This window comes from Candidatus Woesearchaeota archaeon, from assembly GCA_018303405.1.
GTDB lineage: Archaea > Nanobdellota > Nanobdellia > Woesearchaeales > JABMPP01 > JAGVYD01.
Genome location: JAGVYD010000021.1, coordinates 1 through 26,186, shown reverse-complemented (window position 1 = coordinate 26,186; position 26,186 = coordinate 1). Strand labels below are relative to the sequence as shown.

The following is a 26,186-nucleotide window of genomic DNA, read 5'->3' as shown; positions in this document are numbered from 1 at the left end:
GTTATCACGATGAAAGGAATAAACCCAAGAATGCATCTTGTACCAGACCTCCATAATGTGCAGAAGGTCCCGAGCAGGGATGGCTATGGCCTGGGCCTGGCCGAGCTCGGCAAGACAAATGAGAATGTCATTGCATTGTGCTGCGACCTTACAGATTCAACAAGGACATCCTGGTTCAGCGACAAATTCCCGGACAGGTATTTCCAGGTAGGGGTTGCTGAGCAGAACATGATGGGCATAGGCGCGGGATTGGCCACCCTGGGAAAAATTCCTTTTGTCAGCTCGTATGCAGTTTTCAGCCCCGGGAGAAACTGGGACCAGGTCAGGGTAAGCGTCTGCTATTCCAATCTCAATGTGAAAATCCAGGGCGCACATGCAGGAATTTCTGTGGGCCCTGACGGCGCAACTCACCAGGCTTTGGAAGATGTTGCATCATTGCGATGCCTCCCCAATATGGTTGTTCTTGTCCCTGCAGATGCTGTGCAGGGTGAAAAGGCCACAATTGCGGCAGGGAATAGGATAGGTCCTGTTTATGTCAGGTTTGGCAGGGAAAAAGTTCCTGTGCTGACTACCAAGGAAACACCATTCGAAATAGGAAAGGCGGACATTTACAAAGAGGGTGAGGATGTTGCGATTGTTGCAATGGGCATAATGGTGCATGAAGCCTTGATGGCAGCAGAAGAGCTGGAAAAGGAAGGGATTGATGCAATGGTAATCAATTGCCACACGGTCAAGCCGATTGATGTAAAGACTCTCGCTGATGCAGCTAGGAAAACAGGCGCAATTGTTACAGCTGAAGAGCACCAGGTTTATGGCGGCCTTGGAGGGGCAGTTGCCGAAGCCTTGTCAACAACGCATCCGGTGCCCATGAGGTATGTTGCTGTGATGGACAGGTTTGGCGAGTCCGGAAAGCCAGACGACCTTTTCAAGAAATTTGGCCTGACGCGGCACGATATCATCAAAGCAGCGAAGGAAGCGATTGCTGCCAAGAAAAAGAGATGAGTGCATTTTGCAGGATTGCTGGTCGATGCCAGGCAGAGCATGTTTCTATAACTCACTTGCAAGTTAAAATAATAATTTTTATATACAGGGCATGAGTGAACCAGATTTGTGGGAACAGGCAATAAATTTGGGACTTTTTCAGGCGTATTTCTGCCGTCCGTCTTGGCAATACTTGGCGCAGTCATGTTCTATATCGCGCCGCAGGTTGTCGGCGGTGTTGGACTTGTCAAGGCTCTAATTATCATTCTAATCGCGCATTCGGTTACAATCTCAACTGCCTTTTCAATCTCAGCCATTGCAACAAATATTAATGTCAAAGGTGGCGGCCTTTATTATCTAATATCGAGAAGCCTTGGTTCAGAATTCGGAGGCAGCCTCGGTGTAATGCTCTATCTTGCACAGACAATCGCATCCAGCTTCTATGCAATAGCATTTGCAAGGGCAGTTAGCAGCATCTTCATATCTATGGGTTTTTTTGTTGAGGAATTTTATATTGCGCTTGTCAGCCTGGTGGTTTTCGGCGCAATTGTCTATGTCGGTGCCAAGTTTGTCGTGAAGATCCAATATTTTATCCTGTTTGCAATTTTGATAAGCCTTGCATCTGTGTTTTTGGGATCCAATACTGGCTCGGTGGCAAATAGCCTTTTTGTGGTGTCCGGCCTCCCATTCTGGGTGGCATTTGCAATGTTTTTCCCTGCTGTTACAGGTGTGGACGCAGGGGTCGGTATGAGTGGTGAGTTGAAAGACCCCAGGAAAAGCCTGGTCATCGGCACTTTTACAGCAATTTTCATGACAATGTTGATTTATGCGGGGTTGGCCATCAAATATGCCGCCGCGGCTTCGCCAACAGAGCTTTTGTCCAATCCCTTTGTTGTGGAGAAGATTGCCCTCTTTGGCCCGCTTGTGCTGGTAGGCATACTGCTTGCAACGTCCTCATCTGCGCTGAGCAGCCTAATGACTGCTCCAAGGTCAATGACTGCAATGGTGGAAGACAGGGTTATTCCGAGATGGCTCGGCTGGCTCGGCAAGACCATTGGGAAAAGCAATGAGCCAAGGGTAGCCATCATTCTGTGCATTGCAATTGGCATCGGTGTGATCATGATAGGAAGCCTGGAGTTCGTATCCCAGGTTGTTTCAATGTTTTTTCTAAGTGTTTATGGCTGGATCAATGGCACGGCATTTCTCGAGAAAATATCGCAGAACCCGAGCTATCGCCCCACTTTTTCCACTCCGGCAATCATCTCCTTTTATGGAATGGCGGCATCCTACGCAATTATGTACCTCTTCAACCCCCTTGTTATGGCGGTGGCCATCTTATTTCAGCTTCTCATATTTTACGGCTTGTACAAAACAAAAAAATCAATGAAAATCGAGGGAGTGTGGGATGGAGTGAGCTTTCAGCTCTTGAGGGTATTGTTGAGATATATGGAAAGGACCGAGAAAAGCAAGAAGAACTGGAGGCCGACAATCCTGGCTTTTTATGGCGAAGAGGCATATGAAGGCACAATTTCCCATGTTGTGCATTGGATTGGCAGCAGGCGCAGTTTTACCAAAATGTATTATTTGCTTAAAGGCGACCTGGACAACCATGTTAAAGAGCGAAAACGGATAGAGGAATCACTCTCGCAGTACATCAAGGCCAACAAGCTGGAAATTTTCCCAAGGGTCATACTCAGCTCAGATTTTGTCGAGACTATGATGGGGCTTATGCAGGCCGAGACAGTTGGCAACCTGCCATTAAACACTGTCCTGACAACCTATGATAAGCGCGTTCATTTGGGAAAATTGATACACAGTATGCATGCCCTCAACAAAAACATTGTAATCCTGCGCAACCGGGTCGGGTTCACAAGCTTCAAAACTGTGGATGTATGGTGGAGTTCTGAAAAAAATGGCAATTTCCTGATCTTGCTGGCTTATTTTATCGTAAACTCAAATCCGTGGCTGGAAAACGATGCGGTTATCCGGATATTCAAGGTTGTGGAGAAAAAGGAGGATGTTGACAAGGAAAGGGAGCAGCTTGAAAAAATGCTCGAGGAATCCCGCATTGAGAACGTTGAGATTACAATCCTTCACGGGTCAGAATCGCATGTTAAGCACCTTATAGGGCAGAACTCCCAGCATTCCGACCTGGTTATGCTGGGCATGCCCAATGAAATTCTTAAGAATCCAAGCAAAGGGTCAGACCAGATTATTGAGGCATACACTGATAAATGCAATGTGAGCCTTATTGTGAGTGCGCATGATGAGATTGATTTCAGGGTAAACTAGCCAGCATCCACATAAATTATATAAACTATAGTTAATCTGGAATTGACAGAGGTGGTAAAATGACACATTATATCTGTACAGGTGGTTGCGAGGGAGTTTCAGACAAGCCAGGCACATGCCAGGCTAAAGGCTGTTCCAAGTACCACGAGCCATTGACGCCATGCGATTGCGAAGATGGATTGCACGCCGAATAATTGGGTTTTTTCTATGTTCTTTATTATATTTTCATATACGCCACCGAAAGATTTATATAGAAGTCCATACTAGTATACAAATAAGTATATTACATAAAAAAATAAAACTTAACTCGTTGAGGGAAAAAGAGGTAGATCTGGCTTGACAGGTAAGGAAAGGGATTAGCGAACTTGGATCCCTACAGCAAATTGCCCCCCTATAAAAGATCAAATCAAAGATCAACAAAAAGTCGGCAATTGGCCAATGGACGTAAATAACCTCGGCAGGCTTCAGGCAAACACACCGTACTTCCCAAGAGCTCTGTATGAGAACCAAGGATTTGAGAAAACAAATCCCCCATACACATTTTTTTTAATTTTTTATTTTGAATCTTTGCTGAACACAAAGAGCAGGAGAAAGCCCCAATGATAATAGGCCTTGAAAAAATGGACAGCACGCTCCTTATGCTGGCCAGCGACCTGGACAGCCTGAGCGAGAAGTATGTTGAAAAAATCCCAAAGGATGAAAGAAGCGATTTTAGGCAGGGGATAGACTCAATACGCAGGGAAATGTTCAAGATGATTGAAGCCAGCAAGAAGGCACAGGAGATTGTTTCCAAGGTTTATTGAGAATAATGATTCAAAGGATGGCTTAATAGTATTTTCTTAACTACGGACCAATGAGCAATATCCGTTAATGATAAAAATGCCTCGATGTTCCTGCCGTGCATGGCAAATAAAGCTGATCATGCCCAGGATTATGTCATTGTCAGGTTGCCCTTGGTTGACACACCCGAATTCATACAGAAAGTTGAAAATGATTTCAGCAAATTTGCCCCAATTGGGTTTCCGGATGAGATGCAGACGCAATATGGATATGATAAAAAGTGGTCCAGCCTGGCCAGGAAAGAAGCAATCATGCTCCTTGTCCCCAAAGAACATGATACAGAAGAACTTGCTGCACTTGTTCAAAAGGAATATGCGGGCAGGATAGAAAGGCCCAAACTGCTCTCCTTCTCTGCTCCAGAAATCAATTCAGTTACTTGGGCTAACAACTTAGAGGATAACTTAAAGGAAGGCCCGCGAAGGCGGACATATTTGTTATATGATGAAGAAGGGGATTATACAGGTGTTCGCTTTGCAGAGCAATTCGGCTCCATCGGGGCATTAAAGGTTTTGGTGCTGGATAAAGGAAATAAAATAGGGATTGGCTATTTGTTGAAGGATGATGCTGTTGAACTGGCTGACATTGTTGAAAGCGCACGCATTGATAACATTATGGAAGGCATGCTGGTCAGGCAAAACGGCAAGGCTGCCTTTACCCCGATACTTGCGCCAAAACGCAAAAGGCCGGGCCGGAATTCCAATGAAGGGGTCCCTGACGGATCCTATCCACTGTCTGATGAGGTGTTCCTCGCCTACTGGGGAAAAACAGATGGCAGAAGGGTGGAAAAAGTCACATTCACGACAGAATACAAGGGAATCCCTGTAACATTCGAATATTACACGAGCAGGCCCTTGGTCCTTGTACACGCAGATTTTCCGGATGTGACCTCCTCAGCAAAAGTGCCGTTCCATAATTTTGGCCTGGTGCCATCAATAATATACAAAGACCGGTTTACGTTTTGCCATCAATTCTGCGAGCATCTGGAAATAAGGCAGACAGCAGTTTTCGGAGTTCCAGGGAGAAAACTGCCCTCGTGAATAAGATGCCCATGCGAGCCGATGGCAAAACCTGAGCCTTCAGGCGAAGTTTTCTACTGAGCTCCTTCTTCAAAACCTTTAAATAATACACAGCCAACCAAAAAAGCATGGACAGGGAAAACAAGCTGCCAATGCTGCCGGGCAAGGCCGTGAAAAATGGAAAGGGCACAGCCAAAGAGGCAAAGTCAACAGGCATAACTGTCAAAAAATCCGACGACATGCCTGAATGGTACACCCAGGTTTGCCTCAAGGCAGAGCTTGCTGATTATTCGCCGATTAAAGGATGCATGATAATAAGGCCATACGGCTATTCCATTTGGCAGAAGATACAGGAATTCTTTGACAGCCGAATCCAGAAAATGGGGGTCAGGAATGCTTACTTCCCATTGTTCATCCCTGAATCATTTTTCAAGAAGGAGGCTGAACACGCTGAAGGCTTTGCCCCGGAGGTTGCATGGGTTGAGCGGAAGAGCGAGTCAGAAGACAGGTATGCCCTCAGGCCCACAAGTGAGACAATCATCTACGACGCCTATTCGCGCTGGATAAGGTCATGGAGGGACTTGCCCCTCAGGCTGAACCAGTGGTGCAACATCATTCGCTGGGAAGTCAAGGATGTCAAATTATTCATACGTTCCAGGGAATTTCTCTGGCAGGAAGGCCATTGCGTTTATGAAACAAGGGAAGAATGCGACAAGGAAACCTTCCAAATTCTTGATGAATATGAAAAAGTGTCGCATGAGCTCTTGGCTGTGCCTGTCATTAAAGGCAAAAAAACCGAGCATGAGAAATTTGCAGGCGCAATGTTCACGACAACAATTGAAAGCCTGATGCCGGACGGAAAGGCATTGCAAATGGGAACCAGCCATACCCTTAGCCAGGGGTTTGCAAAGGGATTTGACATTAAATTCCTTGGCAAGGATGAAAAATACCATGCGCCGTGGCAAAATTCATGGGGCATTTCAACCAGGATGGTGGGCGCAATAGTGCTGATGCACGGCGATGACAAGGGATTGGTCCTGCCTCCAATGGTTGCGCCTATCCATGTTGTGATTGTCCCGATATTCTTTGATAAAAGCAAGGAAAATGTGATGAAGGAGGCAAGGGCAGTCTTTGAGAAATTGTCGAAGAACTTCAGCGTCAAGCTGGATGACAGGGATGAGTATTCAGCTGGCTGGAAATTCAATGAATGGGAATTAAAGGGTGTCCCTATCAGGCTCGAGATGGGACCAAGGGATATCGAGGCAAAGCAGGCAGTTTTGGTCAGGCGCGACACTGGTGCCAAGGAGACAGTTGCACTAAGCATGCTTGAAAGCAAAATCAGCTCAATTCTGGCAGACATGCAAAAAGCCTTATTCGAAAAGGCGGCTAAAATGATTTCAGACAGGACTGTGCCTGCCAAAAGCATGGATGAGCTCACAAAGGCTATTGAAAGCAGGAATTGGGCAATTGCGCCGTTCTGCGGCGAGGCTGAGTGTGAAACAGCGCTGAAAGAGGAAACAGGCGGCATAACCGCGAGATGCATTCCCTTTGGAAATGAAAAATCAACAGGGGCATGCGTGCATTGCGGCAAGCAAGGCAAGTTTAATGTATACTTCGCAAAGGCGTATTAAAAAAGATATTAAGCAAATTTATCAAGCATATTAATTCAAGGGCACTTAAACTCTTGGGATATTGGCTATTCCTTGGAGCTGTTTTTATGGCAACAACACCGGAATTGGAGTCAACTGTGGAGAGGGAATTGGAGGAAATGCGGGCAATCAGGGCTATTTCTATGTCTGAAGTTGAACAGGCAATTGAAGAGCTGAATGATGATGTGGCAGGCGCGGCGGAAGCCGAGGAAACAGAAGACTCGAACATATCAACTTCATACAGCAGGTTCCTGCACGGCGCTGACCCAAACCCAATCTACCTTGAGGGCAGCAAAGTTGATTACAATGAGATTTTCGGCTTTCTCGGCCAGACCAAGACACGCAACTTGTATGATTCAATAAACCTGGCAAGCGCAACATCAGCCTCTCTTTTCAATGACCAGGATGGCAGCAGGCTCACGGCAGATGATGTCAGGATTGTTGTGCAGGTTGAGAAATACACGAAACGGCAGCCTGGCCTGCTCGGCGTCACAGGCTTGGTCCCAAATGACCCGCGGATTTCGAGCGAAAAGTGGGAAAAATTGAAAATGGAATACCAGCTTGACAAAGTGATGGAAGCCCTGGATTTCAAGGTCAATTGAATTTCTGGCAACAATTCCGCACGAGTTTGGGCATCAATTTTGCGAAGCCCATTCCAGGAGGGGTTAAGCATTTTTCGGGGTTGCAGAGGAGAAAAATGCAATGCATGGGAAGCTGCAATGCTGAGCGGATGCCCAAACCGAGCCGGAAGGCGGGTTTTCGGACAAGGACATTCCGCACACAAATTTTAAATACTAAATAGTGCCATACTGGAACCATGCAGCCCAAAACATTCATCGCATTTTTGTTTGCAATTGGCCTGGCCGGATTGTTCCTTGTTGGAAAGGGAATAACTGGATTTGTTTCCCTGGGTGCCGGGGTGCAGGAGCTTTGCTCTTTGGATATCCCCTGCCAGGAAACCGAAGTCTGCTGCCCATTCTATGGAGAGGAAAGTGCAGGCGTATGCGGTTCCGAGGACATGTGCGGAGCCATTGCCCAGGTTACAAAAAGCCAGTATGATTCAAGGAGCGAGCAAATCCAGGCATTGAACACGGGAAGCCTTGCTGCATCAGCCAATGGGGAAGAGCTCGACAATTATGCCACCCAGCTTATTTCAGGATTCTTCATTTTTGTCTTTTCCTTTGTGATTATGCTTTATTTCCTGCATGACAAGACTCTCCAGAAAAGCACAGGCCAAAGCATGCATGGCATGCGAAGGGAATAAGTGTTTTCCAGATAGCCATAGCAGTTACATAATTGTTTAATTATTCTATATTATGATTAATTTTTTAATCCGAAGCTTGTTTGATTGATGGATATGGCCAGAAACAATAGGTTCAGCTGGTGGGCGCTTAAGCTTGCAGCTATTTGTATAGGCGCTTTCATGCTGCAGAAGATTTCTGCAACAGTGACCTCGGAATTCATGATGAACAGCTCGGAGGTGCTTTATAGGCCGTGGATACTGTTAACCTCCATTTTCCTGCACGGAAGCTTTGTGCATTTGGCCTACAACATGTTTGCGCTTGCATTATTTGGCCTTATCCTTGAGAAAAAGGTTGGCTCCAGGAATTTTCTCTGGCTTTTTTTCATAGGAGGGGTATTCGCAAATATTGCAACCCTGCCTTTCTACAGCTCATCCCTGGGAGCATCAGGCGCGGTCTACACAATACTGGGGATGCTTGCTGTCTTGCGGCCCAAAATGGTAATTTGGATCTCCTATATCCCGATGAGAATGTGGCTTGCAGCAGTTGCCTGGGCAATTGGAAACCTGATTATTGCACTCGCTCCGACAAATATAGGTGCAGTTGCGCACCTGTCAGGCATGGCTTTCGGCATTATCGCAGGATTCTATTGGAGGCAAAAGAGAAAAACCAGGAAAAGAAACAACAAAAAATCCTACCCTGAAATGCAGGTTCCTAATTAAGCAGATGCCGCTGCAGTTTCATTCTGGCCATGAGCTGCCTCTTGATGCTGCCCTTCGCCCTTTTTTAACAAAGGCCTGACCAGGCCTTTCCCAATCTTGTAAATTGCCCCTGCGGCCAGGCCCCCGAGCACAATTGCTGCCACAGGAGTTGCCAAACCAACTGAGGTGCCGGAATAGCCCAGTATTTTGCTTGTGGAAACTGCAATATCGCCAAGAATATTCCAAAGAGGCAAAGTGGAAATGCCAACTCCTGCTCCGACCTGGTACATGTTTTTATTCTCTATTCCCTTGTACATTAAATACACTCCGGCTGGCACCGTAGCCACATACGGCAGCAAGGAGGTCCCAAGCATTGACAGGCCTGAACCACCTTCCAATTGTGGGCCTATGAATTGCATAACATAAGGATTCCATGTAACATCAGAGACAGACGCCCCAAGGTATGGTGCAGTATATTCCTGGATAAATGCCTTTGGCAACTGTGCAGCTGCATAGCCAGTTGCTGACCCTGCATAATAAGTCGCCAAATCATCAAGTGTGCTGCTGCCTTCTTTTCTTGCAGCCTTGCCTGCTGCCAAAGGGTCTGCATACAGCATCTCTTTTAATCCGCGAAAGGGGGCAACCATAAAACTGGTATATTTGCCCTCATCACGTTTAGGATAAAGCAGATCGACTGCACTGCTGTGGCTGGAATTGCCGTGGCTGGTGCCGTTCCCTGCCTCCCCTCCTGTCCCTGCATCCCCGCTCATATACTTCACTGCCTCGGATATATCATATTATTCTGCATTATTGCGCCAATACTTGAGTATAAAGTCATGGAGGCATAGCAAGTCTAAGTAATTTATAAAGTTATCACTTCAGAATGAGGATTCTGCCAGAATCGACAAAGCTGTACTGCCTCAAAGAAATTTAAAATAAGATTATGAAGCGCCCCCTCTTCGTGACATATTGACTGGTGCCATGACACCAAAATCCATCTCATTATAACTTCTGACCTCTGACTTCCCTGGCTTTGGAGCCTTCATCCCCTTGCGCCTTCCAATAAAAGTTTTGTAAAAATCAATGCTTTCCCCATATTTTTTTTTGATTTCCGGGTCCTGCGCCACATCATCAATCATCCCGGAATAAGTGGGCAATCTTATCCCTAACTCCTTGGCATCCTTGCTGCTTGCTGAGTTTATTCTGCGCGATCTTGCCCTGTGCAACAGCGGGTCACTCCAGAAATACTGGTCCGCTCCTGCATCTTTCAGGTGGGCCAAATCTGCTGTTGTCTGCACCAGCATCTTTTTTCCGCCATTTGCATCACTTGATACAATCTCCTGCTCACCATTCAAGATCCGGTAAAAATATATGGCATCAGCAAGATAATTTGCCCAAATTTTTGCAGAACGGAGCTTTGTCCTTGTTTGGGCATCTTCGCCATTTGCCCTGTAAGTTGTCGCTGTGATCCTCTCCAACTCGCTCCCTGTGAGTTCGTTAAGGCCATATTCAGGATGTGACATCAATTGCCTCTCAATAAACCCCAGGCTGCTTTGCAGATGTTGGGGAGAAACAGCATTTGGCGCATAAGCAAGATTATGATATTCCAATAGTTTCTCGGCAACAGTTGCAATATTGTTTTCGCTCATTTCCATCTTCACCTTGATTTGGCGGCATTTTCTGACAAGATGCCGCATAAAAGCCTTGTAGGTGCTTATTTATAAAGTTTACTATTATTTGGTAGTGACAATTGAAACCGGCTAATTCATCACGCTGTTCATACATTGATGCTCATCTGCACAATAAAATCAATATGCCCTATACCATATATCCAATAATGCCAAAATTGAAACACTCAAAACAAAATATTCAAAATATATTCCCAAAGGGAATAGGCCCACTTTGTCAGTGCGGGTTGTTTAGATGTCCTTATGCTGCTGCGCAGGTATTGAGCCACTGCGCTTAAACGTTGGCCCTTAAGAGTATAAATGCCCATGCTCACCGCGGCAATGCAGTATAACTATCGTTACTAGTTTATTAATTTAATGTTTAATAGAAATCACGCTTTGCACAATAGACGAAATCAAACATCCAGGTTGACAACTTTCTTCGCGTTGTCCTGGATAAACTGCCTTCTCGGCTCTACCTGGTCGCCCATCAGGATAGTGAAAATCTGGTCAGCCTCAACACCGTCCTCAATTGTGACCTGCAGAAGCGTTCGTGTGCCAGGATCCATGGTTGTTTCCCAGAGCTGGCGCGGATTCATCTCGCCAAGGCCTTTGTACCTCTGGATTTCATAGCCTTTGACTTTCTTGGCAATCTGGCCAGATTCTTCCCCTTCTTCTCCTTCGGCATCTGGCCCTGCCTCTTCTTTCCGTGCAGTTTTGGCGTCTGCTGATACCAAGTTTAATTCAGCTGCGGCCTCGCCAATTATTTTCTTTAATTCCTCATCATTGTAGCAATAGGTTAGATCCTTGCCTTTCTTGACCCTGTATAGCGGAGGCTGTGCAATGTAGATATTGCCGTTTTCCACCAGGGGCTTCATGTACCTGTAAAAGAAAGTGAGCAGCAGTGTCCTGATATGTGCTCCGTCAACATCAGCATCCGTCATTATGATTACCTTGTGGTACCTGAGCTTTTTGGCATCGAATTCCTCGCCAACGCCAGTCCCCAGCGCTGTGATTGTTGTGACGATTTCCTCTGAAGTCAGCACCTTGTGCAGGCGCGCCTTTTCAACATTCAGTATTTTTCCGCGCAGCGGCAAAATTGCTTGGTATTCCCTGTTTCTTCCCTGCTTGGCACTGCCGCCTGCTGAGTCGCCTTCCACAATGTACAATTCGCACATGCTTGGGTCGCGATTGGAGCAGTCAGCCAGCTTGCCTGGCAGGGATGATGAATCAAGATAATTCTTGCGCCTTGTCAGCTCCCTTGCTTTCCTGGCCGCCTCCCTTGCTTTTGCGGCATTGACGCATTTTTCAACAACAAGCCTGGCAGTGGAGGGATTTTCCTCAAGATAGGATGAGAAAGCATCATTCACAAGGGAATCAACTATGCCCTTCATGTCAGAGTTCCCGAGCTTGGTCTTTGTCTGCCCCTCGAACTGGGGCTCGGTCAGCTTGACTGAGACAACAGCAGACAATCCCTCCAGGACATCGTCGCCCGTGAGCTTGATTTCCCTTTCACCCATCCTTTCTGCATAGGCATTCATGCACCTTGTCAGGGCTGTCTTGAATCCAGTGAGGTGCGTGCCGCCTTCAACTGTATTGATATTATTTGCAAATGAAAGGACATTTTCAGTGTAGCCGTCGTTGTATTGCAGCGCAACCTCGACCTTTGTGCTGTTCTTCTCTTTTGTGAAGTAAATAACGTTGCCAAAGGCAATTTTATTCTTGTTGAGATACTTGACAAAGTCAACAATCCCGCCTTTGTATTCATAGTCTGCCTGCTTGACATCCCTTTCGTCCATTACTGTTATCTTCAGCCCGGGATTAAGGAAGGACAAGTCCCTCAGCCGTGCCGCGACAGTCTCATAATGGATGGTTGTTTCCTCGAATATGGAAGGGTCAGGCTTGAAGGTGATTCTTGTGCCAGTGCCTTCCGCCGGCCCCTTGTCCTGCATCTCATTTACAGGCACGCCCAGCTCATAAGTCTGCGAAAACAGCCTTCCGTCCCTGCGCACTTCCGCCTTAAGGACTGCTGAAAGGGCATTGGTGACTGAAATGCCGACGCCATGCAGCCCGCCGCTGACCTTGTAGGCCTTTTTGTCAAATTTGCCCCCTGCATGCAATTTTGTCATGACAATTTCAAGGGCAGGCTTTTTGTATTTCGGGTGCATGTCAACCGGGATGCCCCTCCCGTTGTCCTCGACAGTGACAGAGTCGTCCTTATGGATGATAACGGTTATCTTGTTGCAAAAGCCGGCAAGGGCTTCGTCTATGGAGTTATCAACAGCCTCGTATATCAGGTGGTGCAGCCCTTTGATATTTGTCGAGCCAATGTACATGCTTGGCCTTTTTCTGACTGCTTCAAGGCCCTCAAGAACCTGTATGTCATCTGCGCGATAGCTTTTGCTTTCCATTTTTTAAATTGCCTTGCCCAACCACCCTAACTTGCCAATTTATCCCGAAAATCCAGCCTGGTTAGAAGCATTTCCTCGATAAGATCGGATTTCTTGAGGTATATAAAGTTTACCATATATTTTTGGGGCAAATTTCGCATTCTTTATCGTCGGAAAAAAAGATTGTGACAAAGTTCAGAATAGGCCAAAGAAATAGGATAAAATACTTAGGAAAAATACAAGCCGGATAGCTACCAAAGCATAATCCAGTTTTGCCTTTTTTTTATTTTGGGCTGCCATAATTATGCATCACTTTATCGCTACTCTTCTTCCTCTGCCGTGCTCTCGGCCTCAAGCCAGCCAAACATAAAGCCTTCCTCGGCAGCTGAGATTTCGTCTTCCTCTACCATTTCCTCTATGTTGTCGACCTTGTAAAAGTCGTCTCCGGTTTCTATTAGCTCACCTCTCATTGGTTCCACCTCCATGGCCGATTCATTCTCAACCCAGGGTCTTTCTCAATCCCAATGCATAACTTTAAATAGAGATGAATATATAACTATGCCATATAACATATATACTATATAGATGAGGGGGATAAATATAGATTTGTCCGAAAATAATTCAATCTCCTCCATAACCGGATTGGAAGGCGCACTGCAATGGAAACCAGAAGAATCATCAGGTTCGGGAAAAATTCTTATGTCATCTCCATTCCAAAGAGTTGGATAACTGAAAATAAGCTTGAGAAGGGGGATTCTGTCTTTATTGAGGATGATTCGCAGGAGCTGCGGATAATGCCCAGCGAAAAAATCAAGAGGGTGGAGATCAAGAAGACAATAATTGAGACTGACAACAGGGATCTGGACACAATAAGGAGCGAGATAATTTCTGCCTACCTGATGAATTTCAATATCATTGAGCTTATTGGCTCAAATGTCAGCGAAAATGTCAGCAGCATCAAGAGCGTTCTTCGGGACTTGAGCGGCTTGGAGATAATGGACTTGACATCCAAGAGGATTACCGCCCATGACATCGTGAATGAAGATGAGATAGACCTCCAGAACATCTTCAGGCGGGTGGACATGATAATCAGGAGCATGATAAGCGATGCAGTGAAAACAATTGAGACAGACCTTTACGAGAACATCAATGCCAGGGATTCAGATGTCAACAGGCTGGTGTTCCTTGCATTCAGGGTATTGCGCAAAGCAATCTCCGACCCGCAGGTCGCGAGAAAAATGAACATGAGCATGCTGGATGTCATGAACTATTGGATAACATTTTCGCACATGGAGAGCATTGGCGACCAGGCAAAAAGGGCAGCCAGGTACATAAGGCAGATGACTGATAAGAATGAAAAGTCCCACAAGGAGTTTGTTAAGCTCTTCAGCGAGATCAATGACCTGCACATCAGCGTCATGAAAAGCTTCTACACCAAGGACCGCGCCCTGGCTTTCAGGGTTATAGAGGACTGCAAAAAGGCAAATGCAAAATGCGACAAGTACCTCATCCAAAATGCAACATTTGCAGCGGCAAACGCAGTTGGCTATGTCAAGAGCATGAACGGCCTGATCAAGCACATTGCACGGCTTGTCAGCACAATTTAGCGCATATCGTTTCTGTAACAAATTCGTTCTGGCTAAATGGCAATCGAAATTTATTTATTCAGATGGTGCTGTAGTGCTCCAAAATGGCTGAAATTGAATCTGAATCCCAGTTTGTCTGGAAATTCATCTGGAATATCCTCCTGACACCCATAACGCTGGTCATGATCATTTTCAAAAAGAAGCAGGTTGGTGATTTGTTCAAGCCATTCGCCGATTTCTTTCGGTTTGTCTGGGAGCCCAAATTCACAGTCATGATAATTTTGCTGAATATTGCAGCATTTTTTTACTCCTCGACATTCAGCGAGGCAACGATGTCATCCCTGGCCAACTATCCTTCAGACGTATTGCAGATTTCCCAATGGCACACGCTTATCACCTCTGGCTTTTTGCACTTGAACCTTGCCCATCTGCTCGGGAATATGGCAGCTATTTTCATATTCGGCCGTGCCGTGGAAAGGACATTGGGATTCTGGAAGACAGCCGCTGTTTATTTTGGCGCCCTGGTTGTTTCCAATATATTTTCTTCCCTGATAAGCCTGTACCTGCTTGGCGAGAACATGGGAGGAGTGGGCGCATCAGGCGCGCTCATGGGCCTTGTCTCAGTCGCCATCCTCATGGACCCGTTTTACCTGACTTACGAGCTTATTGTCCCTTTGCCAATCATGGTTGTGGGCTGGATAGCAATTTATGGAGATATAACGGGAATCCTGAATCCGGCCGAAGATGGCATAGGCCATTTGGCGCATGTTGGTGGCTTTCTTTCAGTCATGGCCACCATGTTCTTCCTGAATTTCCAGGACAAGGCCAAGCTGAAAAAGGGATTGCTCATCAATATCGCATCAATTGCGGTGATTTACGGCATTTACTTTTTCTTCCTGCAGGACAAAATCAGTGCTGTCTTGCCATAGAATGTCAGAATTTTCCATCCAGTCTGTGACTGGTGGCAAGCTTTGCTTGCATTTTCTCTCACTCGGTTGGAAAATTCTGATCATGCTCAAGTCCTCAAAAATTGTGAAACAATTTTTGGGACACTGGAAAATGCACGGCATTTTCGGTGCCCCAGAAACCGCGAGGTTTCTATGGAGTTAGGAATGCGAAGCATTCCAAACTAACCACGAGGTCTGTGGAACTAAACATGACATTCCACCGGTCGTTTGCTTTAGCAAACCGACGAACAAAGTGACTCCGTCTGACCGGTGGTTCTTGACATATGCTGATAGGAGCCGAGTCGGCTTTGCCCGAAAACTCGCCTTCCGGCTCGGTTTGGGCATCTGCTCAGCTTTGCAGCTTCGAATTGCATTTTTCTCCTCTGCAACCCCGAAAAATGCTTAATCCCTCCGGGAATGGGCTTCGCAAAATTGATGCCCAAACTCACTTTTCGGGCAAGGCCAGCCGAGTCAGAACCTTTTTATATATGCGGCGGTTTCAAATGAGCATGGTCACCTACAAGGACAGTGGCGTGGACATAAGCAAGAACAACCTTGCAAAAAAGAGGATTGGCGAGCATGTCCGAAGCACTTTCTCAAAGAATGTATTGGCTGATTTTGGCGCTTTTGGTGCAATGTACTCTATTGGCAAGACAGGCATGAAGGATCCTGTCCTGGTCTCAAGTGCTGATGGTGTTGGCACAAAGATTAAGCTTGCATCAATGAGCGGCATGTATGACACAGTTGGCCAGGACCTTGTAAACCACTGCGTGAATGACATATTAGTCATGGGTGCAAAGCCATTATTCTTTTTGGATTATCTTGCATTCAGCAAGGCAGAGCCGATGGTTGTGGAACAGATTGTCAAAGGTGTTGCAGCTGCGTGCAAAGCAAACGGCTTAAGCCTTATAGGGGGAGAAACAGCGCAAATGCCTGGATTGTATTCTCCTGGCGACTTTGACCTTGCAGGGTTTATCGTCGGCATTTTGGACAGGAAAAATGCCGTGACTGGAAAGGAAATAAGGCCCGGCCATGCAGTCATAGGCATATTTTCAAATGGCTTGCAGACAAATGGCTATTCCCTTGCAAATAAGGTTTTTTTTGACATGGCAAAGATGCAGCTGAACGACAAGCCTGCTGGATTGGGTGGCCAAAGCATAAAAGAAGCCCTGATGGCCATTCATCCCTCTTACCTCAAGGCAGTGCAGGCTGTGATGAATGCAAGAACTGGCATAAAAGGCATGGCGCATATCACTGGAGGGGGCCTTGTCGAAAATATCCCAAGGGTCCTGCCAAAATCATGCTCAGCAGAGCTCGACACAAGGTCATGGAAGGTTTTGCCGGTGTTCAATATGATTGAAACGCTTGGAAAAGTGCCAAAGGATGATATGTATCGCACATTTAACATGGGCATTGGATTTGTCCTGGTAGTCGACCAGAAAGATGAAGCAAAGACAATGGCAGCAATAAGAAAGGCCAAATTTTCATGCGCTAAAATAGGAAAAATAGTAAAAGGCGGCCAGCAAGTTCTGATAAGGTAAATGACCAATTTTGGGCATTTCATATACAAATCTGCGAAAATTATATATATGATAACTGAAACTATATATGATTAGTACGTCAATTGGCGTATATCATGGTTTAGTAAGCCTAAGCCAGTTACGAGGTGGGACTAAATGGTAACAGGAAGATGCATGAAGTGCAAGCAACAAGTTGAGATGCAAAACCCTACTGAAAGAATTACGAAGAACGGCATGAAAATGATGCAAGGCAAGTGCCCGAAGTGCGGCACCAAGGTCAGCAGAATCATGGGAAAGGCCTAAACAGGCTTTTTCTTCCTTTATTTTGCATCGGCACGCGTTTCATTTCTAATGGCATGATTAGCCTTTTTTGACTGGCTTGCCAGGGCTCTCTTGAGCACGCGGTAAAATCCCCTGAATTCATTGTAAGCCTTAGACGGCAGGCCCGTGTCAACATAATACAAGTGTCCCTTTTTTCCTATGAGGGTTACAGTGACAATGTCCTCCAGGGAAAAGCTTGGGTCATAGTACTTTGCAAACCCGCTTGATACCAATGCCTTGATAGTGTGTTCCTTTAAGTCTGCTGCTGCAAGCTCAGGGTCAAGCCCCTGATTTCCTTCTTCATTCTCCCCACTTGCCTCTTCCTTCAGTTTATAGGCAATGGTGTTTCCCGCAAATTTTATGCCTTCAATATCATAACCAAGTATCGGTATTCGGGAGATACGTTCAACCAGGGAAGTTTGCTGTGCCCCGGTCTTTTGCCTGGCATTGGCTGGTTCAGGATGTGCTTGTGCATCTATGTTTTGCATTTCACCAGCGTAATCCAGCAGCCTGTCCCTGACGGAATCATCCCAGTTTGGCAGCCTGGCCAGGCGCCAAGCTATTTTTTTGCTGGGAATCATATTGCCATAGTGCATAGAGGATATGTATTTAACAGAAATCTCTGACTTTTTGGACAATTCATGGATGCCTAAGTCATTGTCGGCCATATAGCCATGTATGGCATTCGCAATCCATTGGTTTTCGCCTGGAAGCGTGGCAATGTGTGCAAGGCGCTGAGCTTCTCGTGGGCCAGGTACATCGGGTATATTCTTAGTATCTTTTTTTGATGCTTCCTTTTCTTTTTTGGGGTGCCCCTTTTTCGCGGCCTCTTTTTTAGCCTGGATTTGGCTGATGTAAGCCAAAAGAACTTTCCTATCAGGCTCTGGCAAATTGGGAAGGCCTGCAAGCCTGGACAAAGATTCACTGCTCGGAAAATAAGAGCCATGGGTATAATGTGTTATCACGGAGTAACTCACATGTGCCAAATCTGCAATAGCTCTCTGTGACATATTGTTTTGCCTGGCATATCCTTCGATGATTCTTGCAACGGCTATATTATCCGGCGGCGCCTGCGCAAGTTCCTCCAGCCGTTTAGTTTCGCGATTATTCGGAAATTTTAGCGGCTCTCCCTTTTGGAATTGTTCCTTTACATAATCCGGGATCTTGCGCTGTCCGCTTTCAATGCTCTGGAAATGCTTCTTGACAGCATAGGATGTAATCGCCATTTTATGTGCATAACCTATAATGGCTTCCCTGGAAAGGCTTTCAAAACCCGAACTCTGCAGGTAATACCTGTCCAGTTGTGCAAGTTGTTGTGGTGTCAGACGCAGTGTCATCTCGCTGTTGCATCAGGTTTCATTTTTAAAATTTAGCTATTGTCTTCACTTCGCACTCACAAAAAAAACCAGGCTGCATAAATAATGCCACTTTTTATATTTGTATGATGACAACTTTGTCCTCGGTGTGTCCGTCGGCTAAAACGAAAAATAAGTATAGGGGCACAACTGTCAGCAGAATCATGGAAAAAGCCAAATAAGGCTTTTTCTTCCTTTATTGCGCGTCATTCTTATGGCTTTCTAGCCTTGGCCGGCCACTGACAGTGCTAGGCGCCAATTTCCGCTTCAAGTCATTCACAAACCTGCGGAATTGCTTTTGCATAGCGTGGGGCAGGGCTGCCTCGATGTGATACTTGTACGGGTTCTTGCTTGAAGGCGTGACAATCACAATATCCTCTAATGTTAATTCGCGGTCAAGGTGCTCAACAAGCCATTTCTGGGTTCTCAAATTCATGATAAAATGCTTCTTGATGATTTCGGCCACGAACTCAGGGTCCATGTTAGAGTTGCTGCGATTCATGTCAATCTCTGGACTGAGTATATAATCAAGTGTTGAATCTTCCTGCACAATGTTTTTAATTTCAAAGCCCAGTGGCGCAATTCGTGGCTTGCCACCATTGCTTGCCAGAGTTGATGCTTGCCTAGCATCACGTAATTGCCGATACTGCGAGGCATCGAGATATTCTGTCTTTCTTGCACCTCCCTGCCCTGCCTCAGGCCTTTCATTTGTTTTGCTCATCACTCCGTCCCGATACATCCGAACTGGTTCAATATACGAAGCTAACAGATTTAAATGCTCTTCAGAGGGCCATGACAGCGCATAATTGTATCGGCGCAACCAAGAATAAGGAATTCCGGTGTTGGATGACAGTTTTTTCAATGTTTCTCCGGTTTCGGTAATGTAAGAGTGTATCATCTCTGCCAATTTTCTGCCTGCCTCCGGGGCATTTGCAATAGCTTCCTCCCAACGTTCATGTCTTAGATAATGTTTCCGTCTGTATTTCTTTCTCTTTTCCTTAAGGTATTCAGTTGTGGAGCTGTATCCTCTTTCACGTGCACGTATATAATTCATGACAGATGTACTTGAGATCTCTGCCCTTTGTGCCATTTCCTTGAAGGTGTGGCCACCCTCTCTATGGAGGCGGTCAAGGAGGTCCTTTGTTTCCTGTTGCAATTCTCGAGTCATTTGAAAAAGACAGCATTGATTATTTAAAAAGATTTACCGGGAATTCGAGCAGATTAACCTTGATTATTGGGAGGTAAGAAGGTGTGCCTTGTTTTTATCCTCGTATAATGACAACTTTGTCCTCGGAATTACCGTCGGCAAAAGCGAAAAATATTTATAGGTGCTTTGCATCAGCCTCGGATAAGGGTGATAACCTATCTTAGGGTGAAGCCTTATTTTCAGAGGGTGTAACCTTATAGGTTTGTAAAACAACAAGGAGGTAGATTTGTATGGCAGAGAAAGTAGCATCAGCCGGCGTAAAGAAGGAAAAGGGATATCTGTATTTTGTTGACAAGAGGGGCAACATCTCCAGGGCCAGGATGGCAAGAGGCGGCGGAAAGAAAGGCAGGCAGAAGCAGGAAACTGTTGCCAAGACAGGAGTCAAGAAAGTTGCCGGTTACTTGTATTTTGTAGACAAGAAGGGCGACGTCTCCAGAGCCAAAATGGCCAGGGCCGGAAGAAGGTAATTTTTATCCTTTATTTTTTCTTTTATTTTAGGCTCCCGCGAGGGAGTTTCTGATATTTTTTCTCAGGCGCCTGGATTGTGACTGTATTGCTTTTCAGCTGAAACTGCTTCCAGAACTTGTTTTATCTTTCCATTTGCACCTTTTTCGCCCTTGAGTATGACCTGGGCATTGGTAATCCCCTTAACATGGGCGTCATGGTCAGAATAATGCCCTGTCAGAAACCTGAAATATTTATCAGCGCCCTTGGCTTTGGCCCGCCAAAAAATCTCCAGCGGCGATTCAAGCTCTGCCTCGCTTGCTCTGTCATTATGGTCATCCCCTGTCCTCATATCCACAAAGTATGCTTTAGGCATGTCCCATGACGGCAAGCCCCGTAAATAGTGGATTGCCTCCCAGCCGGATTCAAAGGTTCTTATTGTCAGGCCATAGGGCTCGGCATAGTATGACAGGATATCCCGCCATGCCTCTTCATCATCGACAACTAAAATATCTATTCCGTTACTTGCCATGCTTATCCGGAAGCGCAGAATAAGCCATCAATATATTAATGTATTCCTCAGCGGAATTTAAATTCCTTTTTCAATTCCAAGGAAATCTTTCATTGTTGTCTGTTGTTTTCCATTGTTAGGCTATGCCAACGCATAAGCTTGGCTTTCTTTGGGTTTGCCGTACACGGCAGTTCCAAGCTTGGTCTTGATATCCTTGTCAACAGTGTACTTCAGTGCGACCCTGCCAACTGCACCGACCGTTCCATGTATCAATGGCTGTGATTCAAGAAGGCTGGGAGGAGTGTATCCCCAGAACAGGAAAAGGGGAAGGCTCCCGTACAGCATTATTTTCTTGAATGCCCCCGGGTAATTGGCTTTCAGGGACTCATAGGAATCCTTCCAGACACTGCCGGTGAAAACTCCTTTTGTGAATTCCCTGAAGGTGTAATTATGAAGAAGGTGCTTCATTGGAAAATATAGGGCAAGTGACACGGGGAACATGAATCCGAATCCAAAAAGAAGCCTCGAAGCAACACTGGTAAGCTTGTGGAATACGCTGTAAAGCGCAACCCCCCAGGATGTGTAGATATTGCCATAGATTGCCTCGGCCAGAACCCCTTTTCGGTTCATTGGCTGTTTTATCCTTTTTTGCAGAAGCTTGTAGACTATCATGTTCACGGCCCCAATGGAAAATGTCATCAACGGGCCTGAGATAAGCGCTGACGCTGCTGTTGACGCGCCTATCAGGAACTTGTCCTTCCAGCTCATCTGCCTCCAGATGTCCCTGAAAGTCACCTTGACCCGGTTCTCGAGATTTTGGCCTGTGAGTTGCGGAAGAGCATTATTAGGGGATTCAAATTGTCCCTGCCCATCGCTGTCTAATTTGTCCTCAAGCATTGTTCCCCTGCCTTGCAGCCTTCCATCTAGGTTATGAAATTCTCTTTAACTTTGTTCAACAAGAATCTTAAGCCGGGTTAAGCTGACAGTTAAATGAAATGAAACAAATTGTTAACATTTTGCCCGTGCTTCGCTCTACTTGTACACAATTTTAGTGCTGTCGGCATACTTTTTTCCGGGCGTAAAATATTTCTTCACCTCATATCTCCTGAATCGTATTCCTGCACTGTCTTTTTCTATCAGGAACTGGTCAATTGTTTTACCCTCATTATTGGGATCCATTTGATACATTATAGATTCATATTTTCCATCCGCATCAACATCCTTGTGCCGAAGGGTGAATTCCAAATCACCTATTTTGAGGGTCCCTGTATTTCTGTTAAGCATTGAATTCTCGTCGGCATCCGTTAAATTAAGGGCAACGGCCCGTGGCGACAAATGAGCCCTGACCATATCCTCGTTTCTATTCATTGAGCATGAATCAGCCCAAAATGCCAATGCCAGCGCCGCTATTGCCCCTGCTCCATAGATTATAGCAATAAAAGGGTCGGAGCCTGGTTCAGGCGCATTGCCCCATAGGTATTTCTCAAATTGGCTTCTTTTCGCATATTCTTCAGGCGAAACTGTAAAAAGACTCTTCCATGAGCCCGGCTTATCTTGCTCTTTGTCATTCTGCTTCATTTTTTCCCTTCGCATCATAAGATTATTTCTGCGCAGCTTCCGCTATTCAAACCAAATTTTCAAGCAGGCGTCCCTGCCAGAAGCTGATTCAAATGCGGTCCATGGCTTCAGCTAAAACAAGATTGTCAAAGCAAAATTTTAGCCTTTCAACAAGCCCAAAAATTGCAAAATTAAATGCACCACAGGACTCGCAACGCAATTCAAGCGTTTTTTAACCTGGGCTTTAAGCCACAGGTCAAAATCAACGACAGTATTTTCTCGTCGATAAATGTAGGAAGGGCTCAGATATTATCTAATTATTCTTAATCCTGTTTAAGCAAAGATTTAAATAGCTGAAACAAAAACTTAAGAAAATGCCATTCAGCCTTGTGATACCGCACCCGAAGAATTTGTCTGTAAAGGATATCATAATCAAGGAGCTGAGTGTGAGCAAGGGCCTGTCAATTTCCAAATTGCTGAACGCCGTGAAAAACAATAATAAGAATGTTACATACCATGCGGTGTACCAGGCAGTCCATGAGCTCAAGTCACAAAAAGTGTTGACGCAGACGGCCATGGATTTCTCCATAAGCAAGGTTTACATTGATGAGCTTAATCATTTTACACGGATACTCGAAGAAAACTATTCCGAGTCAGTTAACCTCAATCTTGCACCCAATACAACAAAGCATCTCACCTTTGATTCGCTCAATGAAGCCACAATTTTCATGTCCAAGGCGGCATATTCAAATATTTTTGGCGCAATAAAAAACAAGACAGCATACCTTGTCTTCCAGCATCTCTGGCTGATACAGACTGTAAAGAGCGTAAGGTATCTCCAGGTTGCAAAGATGCTTGCAAAGCTGAACAAGTGGTTCATACTTGTGCAGGGAAACAGCCTGGTTGACAGGAAATGCAAGGAATCCTATGAGAAGCTGCTAAATGCCAAGATAAAGCTGGGCGTGAAATCAGCTCCGTTTGGGAATATAATAGTCTTCGGCGACATAATAATTGAATCCTTTATTCCCAAGCAGCTTATGAAACTCACTGAGAAAGTGTATAATAGCGCAACAGACACCTTTGACCTGGACTGGATTGAAAATTATACAAAGCTGTGCTACACTGATAAATACAAGATTACGGCAACAATAACAAGAAACCAGGAGATGGCTGACAAGATGGTCGAGACCATTATGGAGCATTTCAAGGACTGATTTCTAAAAGGCTGTGTTGAAAATCTCGGCTTTCGCCTCGGTTTTGGCACCGGCTCGCGTGTTTATGTGTGCAATGATGAAGCAAATTCCTCTTGCAATCCCCTTTGCTTGTTAACCAGTTCAGATTGGGCGCTCGCATTAATGGTGCCAAACAAATATTTTCAACACACCTATTCCCAAGAATAAACCTTTTATATTAGATATCCCCAATTCTTGCCATGGATGAAAAAGAGGATGAGCAGACAGTGCAGAGCCTGGCAGATGAAAATCTGAGCACTGAGGAGAAAGAGGCATTGAGCCTGGCCAGGTACAAGCTATTTCTTGCGCAATTTGCTGACGACGACCCTGCCCTGGCAGGGCAGCTCCTTTCGCAGATAGATGAGATTTATGCGAAACGCGAGCTTCCAGTTCCGGCTGCAATCCAGGCGCAGGTCAGGGATGCGGCTGCTGACATAAGGCAGGCATTGGAAAAAAAGATGCTTGTAAAGAGGAAGGAATACAGCGCGCTCCAGGCAAGGATGAAAAGCCAGGGCATGCTGAAAAAACAGCAGCCTGATGATGACAGCCTGGCCTCGAGGCAATTTCTTGATGACGAATACCTTGATTATGAAAGCTCCATCCAGTTTCTCGACAGGATCCAGATGCAGAAAGGCATGAAGCTCGGCCTGGCCAACATGACCAGGGCCCTCCAGCTCACGGACAATCCCCAGCTGCAATACAAGGTTATCCATGTGACCGGCACAAACGGGAAAGGCAGTGTGTGCGCAATGCTTGACGCAATATTGACTTCTGCAGGGCATAAGGTTGGAAGGTATATTTCCCCCCATTTGGTAAAAATAAACGAGCGCATAATGATCAATGGCAGGGAAATATCAGACGAAAAATTTGCCGAGCTTGTGAACTACGTCCGGCCATACCTTAGGAAGGTTGACCTGACCTATTTCGAAATCCTGACCCTAATGGCATTTCTCCATTTCAGGGATGAAAAAGTCGATTTCGCTGTTGTGGAAGTTGGCATGGGCGGCAGGCTGGATGCAACAAACACAGCGCAGCCCATCCTTTCAATCATTACCAACATTGACTTTGACCACACAAAGCACCTTGGAGGCACAATCGCGGAAATAGCAACAGAAAAAGCTGGCATCATCAAGGAAAATGCAACTGTTGTAACAGGCTGCACTGGCGATGCTTTGGCAGTGATAAAGGAAACATGCCAGGCCAAGCGGAGCAAGCTGGTTCCGCTTGCCACGCACAAAGTGCAGAGAAGAATTCTCAATATCGGAGACCTCAAGAATGTGAGCCTGTCGCTCAAGGGGGAATTCCAGCACCAGAATGCAAAAGTCGCGGTGACTGCTGCCAAGGCAATGCAAACAATGGGCATCGACCTTCCTGACAGGAGCATAAAAATCGGCCTCGCATCGGCGGAATGGCCAGGCAGGCTTGATTTCATTGAGAACAATGTGCTTGTTGACTGCGCCCACAATCCAGCTGCGATAAATGTCCTCGTCATTGAGCTGAAAAGGCTTCAGAGCGTGTTTGACAGGATGGTGCTGGTCTTCGGGGCCATGAAAGACAAGGATTACCAGGGCATGATAGAAGAGCTTTGCCCGCTGGCTGACAAGGTATTCCTGACAAAGGTGAAGGAGGAGAGGGCAGCAGAGCCTGAAGAGCTTGCAAAGGAAGTGAAGCAGTACACAAAGAATTTTGCCCTCACGGCAAATGTTGCAGATGCTGTTGAGCTGGCGCGAAGCGAGGCCGGGCCGCGGGACCTGGTGCTCATTACCGGAAGCATTTATGTTGTAGGCGATGCGCTAAAATACCTGAAAGGGAGGCAGGATTGAAAAGGCAGGCATATTTATGTGTTCTTTCTGTCATCTCATTTTACGCATTCTACTGCTAAGACAAGGCCACCAAAATAATTATAGAGGAAGAAACCCAGTTTAAGTTCTAAAACAGAAATAGTCCAAAACTTAAAAGCCAACTGACTTATCGCAGTTTTGAATGTGGTAAACTAGTGAAGAAAGTGCAGGACGTGAGGTGAGATGGCCCTATCCTAAAGATTCAATAATAAGCTTGTCTTTATCTGGATGCATAAAAGCCTCGCTGCCCTCTTCAAGCTTCAGAAATTTGGCTATTTCCTTCGGTATTCTGATGGCAAGTGAATTTCCGGTCTTCGTAATTTTAGTCTTTTGCCCAAGTCCCCATATGCCTTTTTCTTTTGCAGCAGACTCTATGGCTTTTGTGGTTTTTTCATCAGTGAACGATTCCCCGCATTTTGAGCAGACTTGCGCAGTAAACTCACCCAAATAAATACCAAACATAGATTCTTTTACCTTAGCTTGCTTTAATGTTCCTTTTTCACAAACTGGGCATTTCATTTTTCTCACCTTGGTTTTACCGTGATTATATATGTATTTTCTCCAATTCTCTTGTATACGACGCAAAAATACCTGTAATTTGAAAGGAGTTTATCCGGTTTTTGTATTTGCTTTGAACCCATTTTGATGGCGTCTTCGATCTCTTTGGTGCTTATTCCCCTCAAAACCATCCTTTCTCTTGCATGCTTGCTGTAAAAGATTGCCAATGTAACACCTGTAACTACAGTATATACATAGTATACTATATAAACTTTTCTGTTCAAATTGACCAGTCTGTTATCCCGAAACTGGTTTACATCACGAAACTGCTTTACATAATTCGTCCCAAACTTCTTTTGGCGTTTTGTAATTCAAGCTCATATGGGGCCT

At 45.6% G+C, this 26,186-nt stretch carries 26 protein-coding genes; 15 read left to right on the top strand and 11 right to left on the bottom strand.

The window, feature by feature from the left end; genetic code table 11:
* Window positions 1-30: 30 nt before the first annotated feature.
* The 8 genes from J4227_07930 (at window position 31) to J4227_07895 (ending at window position 8,741) form a co-directional block, all read left to right on the top strand.
* A complete protein-coding gene (locus J4227_07930; protein MBS3110431.1) occupies window positions 31-1,002 on the top strand; it encodes a transketolase family protein in 972 nt (323 codons plus the stop codon).
* A gap of 108 nt (window positions 1,003-1,110) precedes the next feature.
* A complete protein-coding gene (locus tag J4227_07925) occupies window positions 1,111-3,273 on the top strand; it encodes an amino acid permease (GenBank protein ID MBS3110430.1) in 2,163 nt (720 codons plus the stop codon).
* 599 nt (window positions 3,274-3,872) lie between these two features.
* Entirely contained in the window at window positions 3,873-4,076 is a 204-nt protein-coding gene (locus tag J4227_07920; protein ID MBS3110429.1) for a hypothetical protein, read from the top strand.
* Window positions 4,077-4,175: 99 nt separating this feature from the next.
* Window positions 4,176-5,150 (top strand): hypothetical protein, encoded by a 975-nt coding sequence (locus J4227_07915; GenBank protein MBS3110428.1) that lies wholly within the window; start codon window positions 4,176-4,178, stop codon window positions 5,148-5,150.
* 131 nt (window positions 5,151-5,281) lie between these two features.
* Entirely contained in the window at window positions 5,282-6,760 is a 1,479-nt protein-coding gene (gene proS / locus J4227_07910; protein MBS3110427.1) for a proline--tRNA ligase, read from the top strand.
* 86 nt (window positions 6,761-6,846) lie between these two features.
* Window positions 6,847-7,380, top strand: coding sequence for a hypothetical protein (locus J4227_07905; protein MBS3110426.1), 534 nt, complete (start codon window positions 6,847-6,849; stop codon window positions 7,378-7,380).
* Between the two features lie 215 nt (window positions 7,381-7,595).
* Window positions 7,596-8,042: a hypothetical protein gene (locus tag J4227_07900; GenBank protein MBS3110425.1), complete on the top strand. Its 447-nt coding sequence runs from the start codon at window positions 7,596-7,598 to the stop codon at window positions 8,040-8,042.
* Between the two features lie 93 nt (window positions 8,043-8,135).
* Window positions 8,136-8,741 carry a rhomboid family intramembrane serine protease gene (locus J4227_07895; GenBank protein ID MBS3110424.1) on the top strand — a complete coding sequence of 202 codons (606 nt, stop codon included), beginning with the start codon at window positions 8,136-8,138 and terminating at the stop codon, window positions 8,739-8,741.
* Here J4227_07895 and J4227_07890 read toward each other — a convergent pair.
* The 4 genes from J4227_07890 to J4227_07875 all read right to left on the bottom strand — a co-directional run bounded on the left by J4227_07890 (window position 8,738) and on the right by J4227_07875 (window position 13,247).
* Complete coding sequence (locus J4227_07890; GenBank protein ID MBS3110423.1) at window positions 8,738-9,490, bottom strand: hypothetical protein; 753 nt, start codon at window positions 9,488-9,490, stop codon at window positions 8,738-8,740. The two genes, J4227_07895 and J4227_07890, sit on opposite strands and share 4 nt — an antisense overlap.
* A gap of 171 nt (window positions 9,491-9,661) precedes the next feature.
* A complete protein-coding gene (locus J4227_07885) occupies window positions 9,662-10,417 on the bottom strand; it encodes a hypothetical protein (protein ID MBS3110422.1) in 756 nt (251 codons plus the stop codon).
* A 386-nt stretch (window positions 10,418-10,803) separates the two neighbouring features.
* Window positions 10,804-12,798, bottom strand: a complete 1,995-nt coding sequence (gene gyrB, locus J4227_07880; GenBank protein ID MBS3110421.1) for a DNA topoisomerase (ATP-hydrolyzing) subunit B — start codon at window positions 12,796-12,798, stop codon at window positions 10,804-10,806.
* 299 nt (window positions 12,799-13,097) lie between these two features.
* Window positions 13,098-13,247, bottom strand: a complete 150-nt coding sequence (locus J4227_07875) for a hypothetical protein (protein MBS3110420.1) — start codon at window positions 13,245-13,247, stop codon at window positions 13,098-13,100.
* Window positions 13,248-13,436: 189 nt separating this feature from the next.
* Here J4227_07875 and J4227_07870 point away from each other — a divergent pair, with 189 nt between their 5' ends.
* The 4 genes from J4227_07870 (at window position 13,437) to J4227_07855 (ending at window position 17,133) form a co-directional block, all read left to right on the top strand.
* Window positions 13,437-14,384 (top strand): phosphate uptake regulator PhoU, encoded by a 948-nt coding sequence (locus tag J4227_07870; protein ID MBS3110419.1) that lies wholly within the window; start codon window positions 13,437-13,439, stop codon window positions 14,382-14,384.
* Window positions 14,385-14,467: 83 nt separating this feature from the next.
* The gene (locus J4227_07865) at window positions 14,468-15,292 is read left to right on the top strand and encodes a rhomboid family intramembrane serine protease (GenBank protein ID MBS3110418.1); all 825 of its coding nucleotides are present in this window, start codon (window positions 14,468-14,470) and stop codon (window positions 15,290-15,292) included.
* Window positions 15,293-15,798: 506 nt separating this feature from the next.
* Window positions 15,799-16,851: a phosphoribosylformylglycinamidine cyclo-ligase gene (locus J4227_07860; protein ID MBS3110417.1), complete on the top strand. Its 1,053-nt coding sequence runs from the start codon at window positions 15,799-15,801 to the stop codon at window positions 16,849-16,851.
* A gap of 135 nt (window positions 16,852-16,986) precedes the next feature.
* Entirely contained in the window at window positions 16,987-17,133 is a 147-nt protein-coding gene (locus J4227_07855; protein ID MBS3110416.1) for a hypothetical protein, read from the top strand.
* Between the two features lie 17 nt (window positions 17,134-17,150).
* On the opposite strand, the gene J4227_07850 is transcribed toward J4227_07855, so the two are convergent.
* Both J4227_07850 and J4227_07845 read right to left on the bottom strand, forming a co-directional pair.
* Window positions 17,151-18,488 (bottom strand): helix-turn-helix transcriptional regulator, encoded by a 1,338-nt coding sequence (locus J4227_07850; protein ID MBS3110415.1) that lies wholly within the window; start codon window positions 18,486-18,488, stop codon window positions 17,151-17,153.
* Window positions 18,489-18,702: 214 nt separating this feature from the next.
* Window positions 18,703-19,674, bottom strand: coding sequence for a hypothetical protein (locus J4227_07845; protein MBS3110414.1), 972 nt, complete (start codon window positions 19,672-19,674; stop codon window positions 18,703-18,705).
* A gap of 269 nt (window positions 19,675-19,943) precedes the next feature.
* Between J4227_07845 and J4227_07840 the strand changes: the two genes are divergently transcribed.
* A complete protein-coding gene (locus J4227_07840; GenBank protein MBS3110413.1) occupies window positions 19,944-20,180 on the top strand; it encodes a hypothetical protein in 237 nt (78 codons plus the stop codon).
* 62 nt (window positions 20,181-20,242) lie between these two features.
* Here the strand turns inward: J4227_07840 and J4227_07835 are convergent, their stop codons facing one another.
* The 3 genes from J4227_07835 to J4227_07825 all read right to left on the bottom strand — a co-directional run bounded on the left by J4227_07835 (window position 20,243) and on the right by J4227_07825 (window position 22,264).
* Window positions 20,243-20,689 (bottom strand): response regulator, encoded by a 447-nt coding sequence (locus J4227_07835; GenBank protein ID MBS3110412.1) that lies wholly within the window; start codon window positions 20,687-20,689, stop codon window positions 20,243-20,245.
* 120 nt (window positions 20,690-20,809) lie between these two features.
* The gene (locus J4227_07830; protein MBS3110411.1) at window positions 20,810-21,565 is read right to left on the bottom strand and encodes a hypothetical protein; all 756 of its coding nucleotides are present in this window, start codon (window positions 21,563-21,565) and stop codon (window positions 20,810-20,812) included.
* A 135-nt stretch (window positions 21,566-21,700) separates the two neighbouring features.
* Window positions 21,701-22,264, bottom strand: a complete 564-nt coding sequence (locus J4227_07825; GenBank protein MBS3110410.1) for a hypothetical protein — start codon at window positions 22,262-22,264, stop codon at window positions 21,701-21,703.
* Window positions 22,265-22,599: 335 nt separating this feature from the next.
* Between J4227_07825 and J4227_07820 the strand changes: the two genes are divergently transcribed.
* Together J4227_07820 and J4227_07815 are read left to right on the top strand one after the other, a co-directional pair.
* A complete protein-coding gene (locus J4227_07820) occupies window positions 22,600-23,439 on the top strand; it encodes a hypothetical protein (protein MBS3110409.1) in 840 nt (279 codons plus the stop codon).
* Window positions 23,440-23,657: 218 nt separating this feature from the next.
* Window positions 23,658-25,280 carry a bifunctional folylpolyglutamate synthase/dihydrofolate synthase gene (locus J4227_07815; protein MBS3110408.1) on the top strand — a complete coding sequence of 541 codons (1,623 nt, stop codon included), beginning with the start codon at window positions 23,658-23,660 and terminating at the stop codon, window positions 25,278-25,280.
* Window positions 25,281-25,487: 207 nt separating this feature from the next.
* Here J4227_07815 and J4227_07810 read toward each other — a convergent pair whose 3' ends face one another.
* Together J4227_07810 and J4227_07805 are read right to left on the bottom strand one after the other, a co-directional pair.
* Window positions 25,488-25,817, bottom strand: a complete 330-nt coding sequence (locus tag J4227_07810) for an AbrB/MazE/SpoVT family DNA-binding domain-containing protein (GenBank protein MBS3110407.1) — start codon at window positions 25,815-25,817, stop codon at window positions 25,488-25,490.
* 5 nt (window positions 25,818-25,822) lie between these two features.
* The gene (locus tag J4227_07805) at window positions 25,823-26,023 is read right to left on the bottom strand and encodes a DUF4258 domain-containing protein (protein MBS3110406.1); all 201 of its coding nucleotides are present in this window, start codon (window positions 26,021-26,023) and stop codon (window positions 25,823-25,825) included.
* Window positions 26,024-26,186 lie beyond the last annotated feature (163 nt).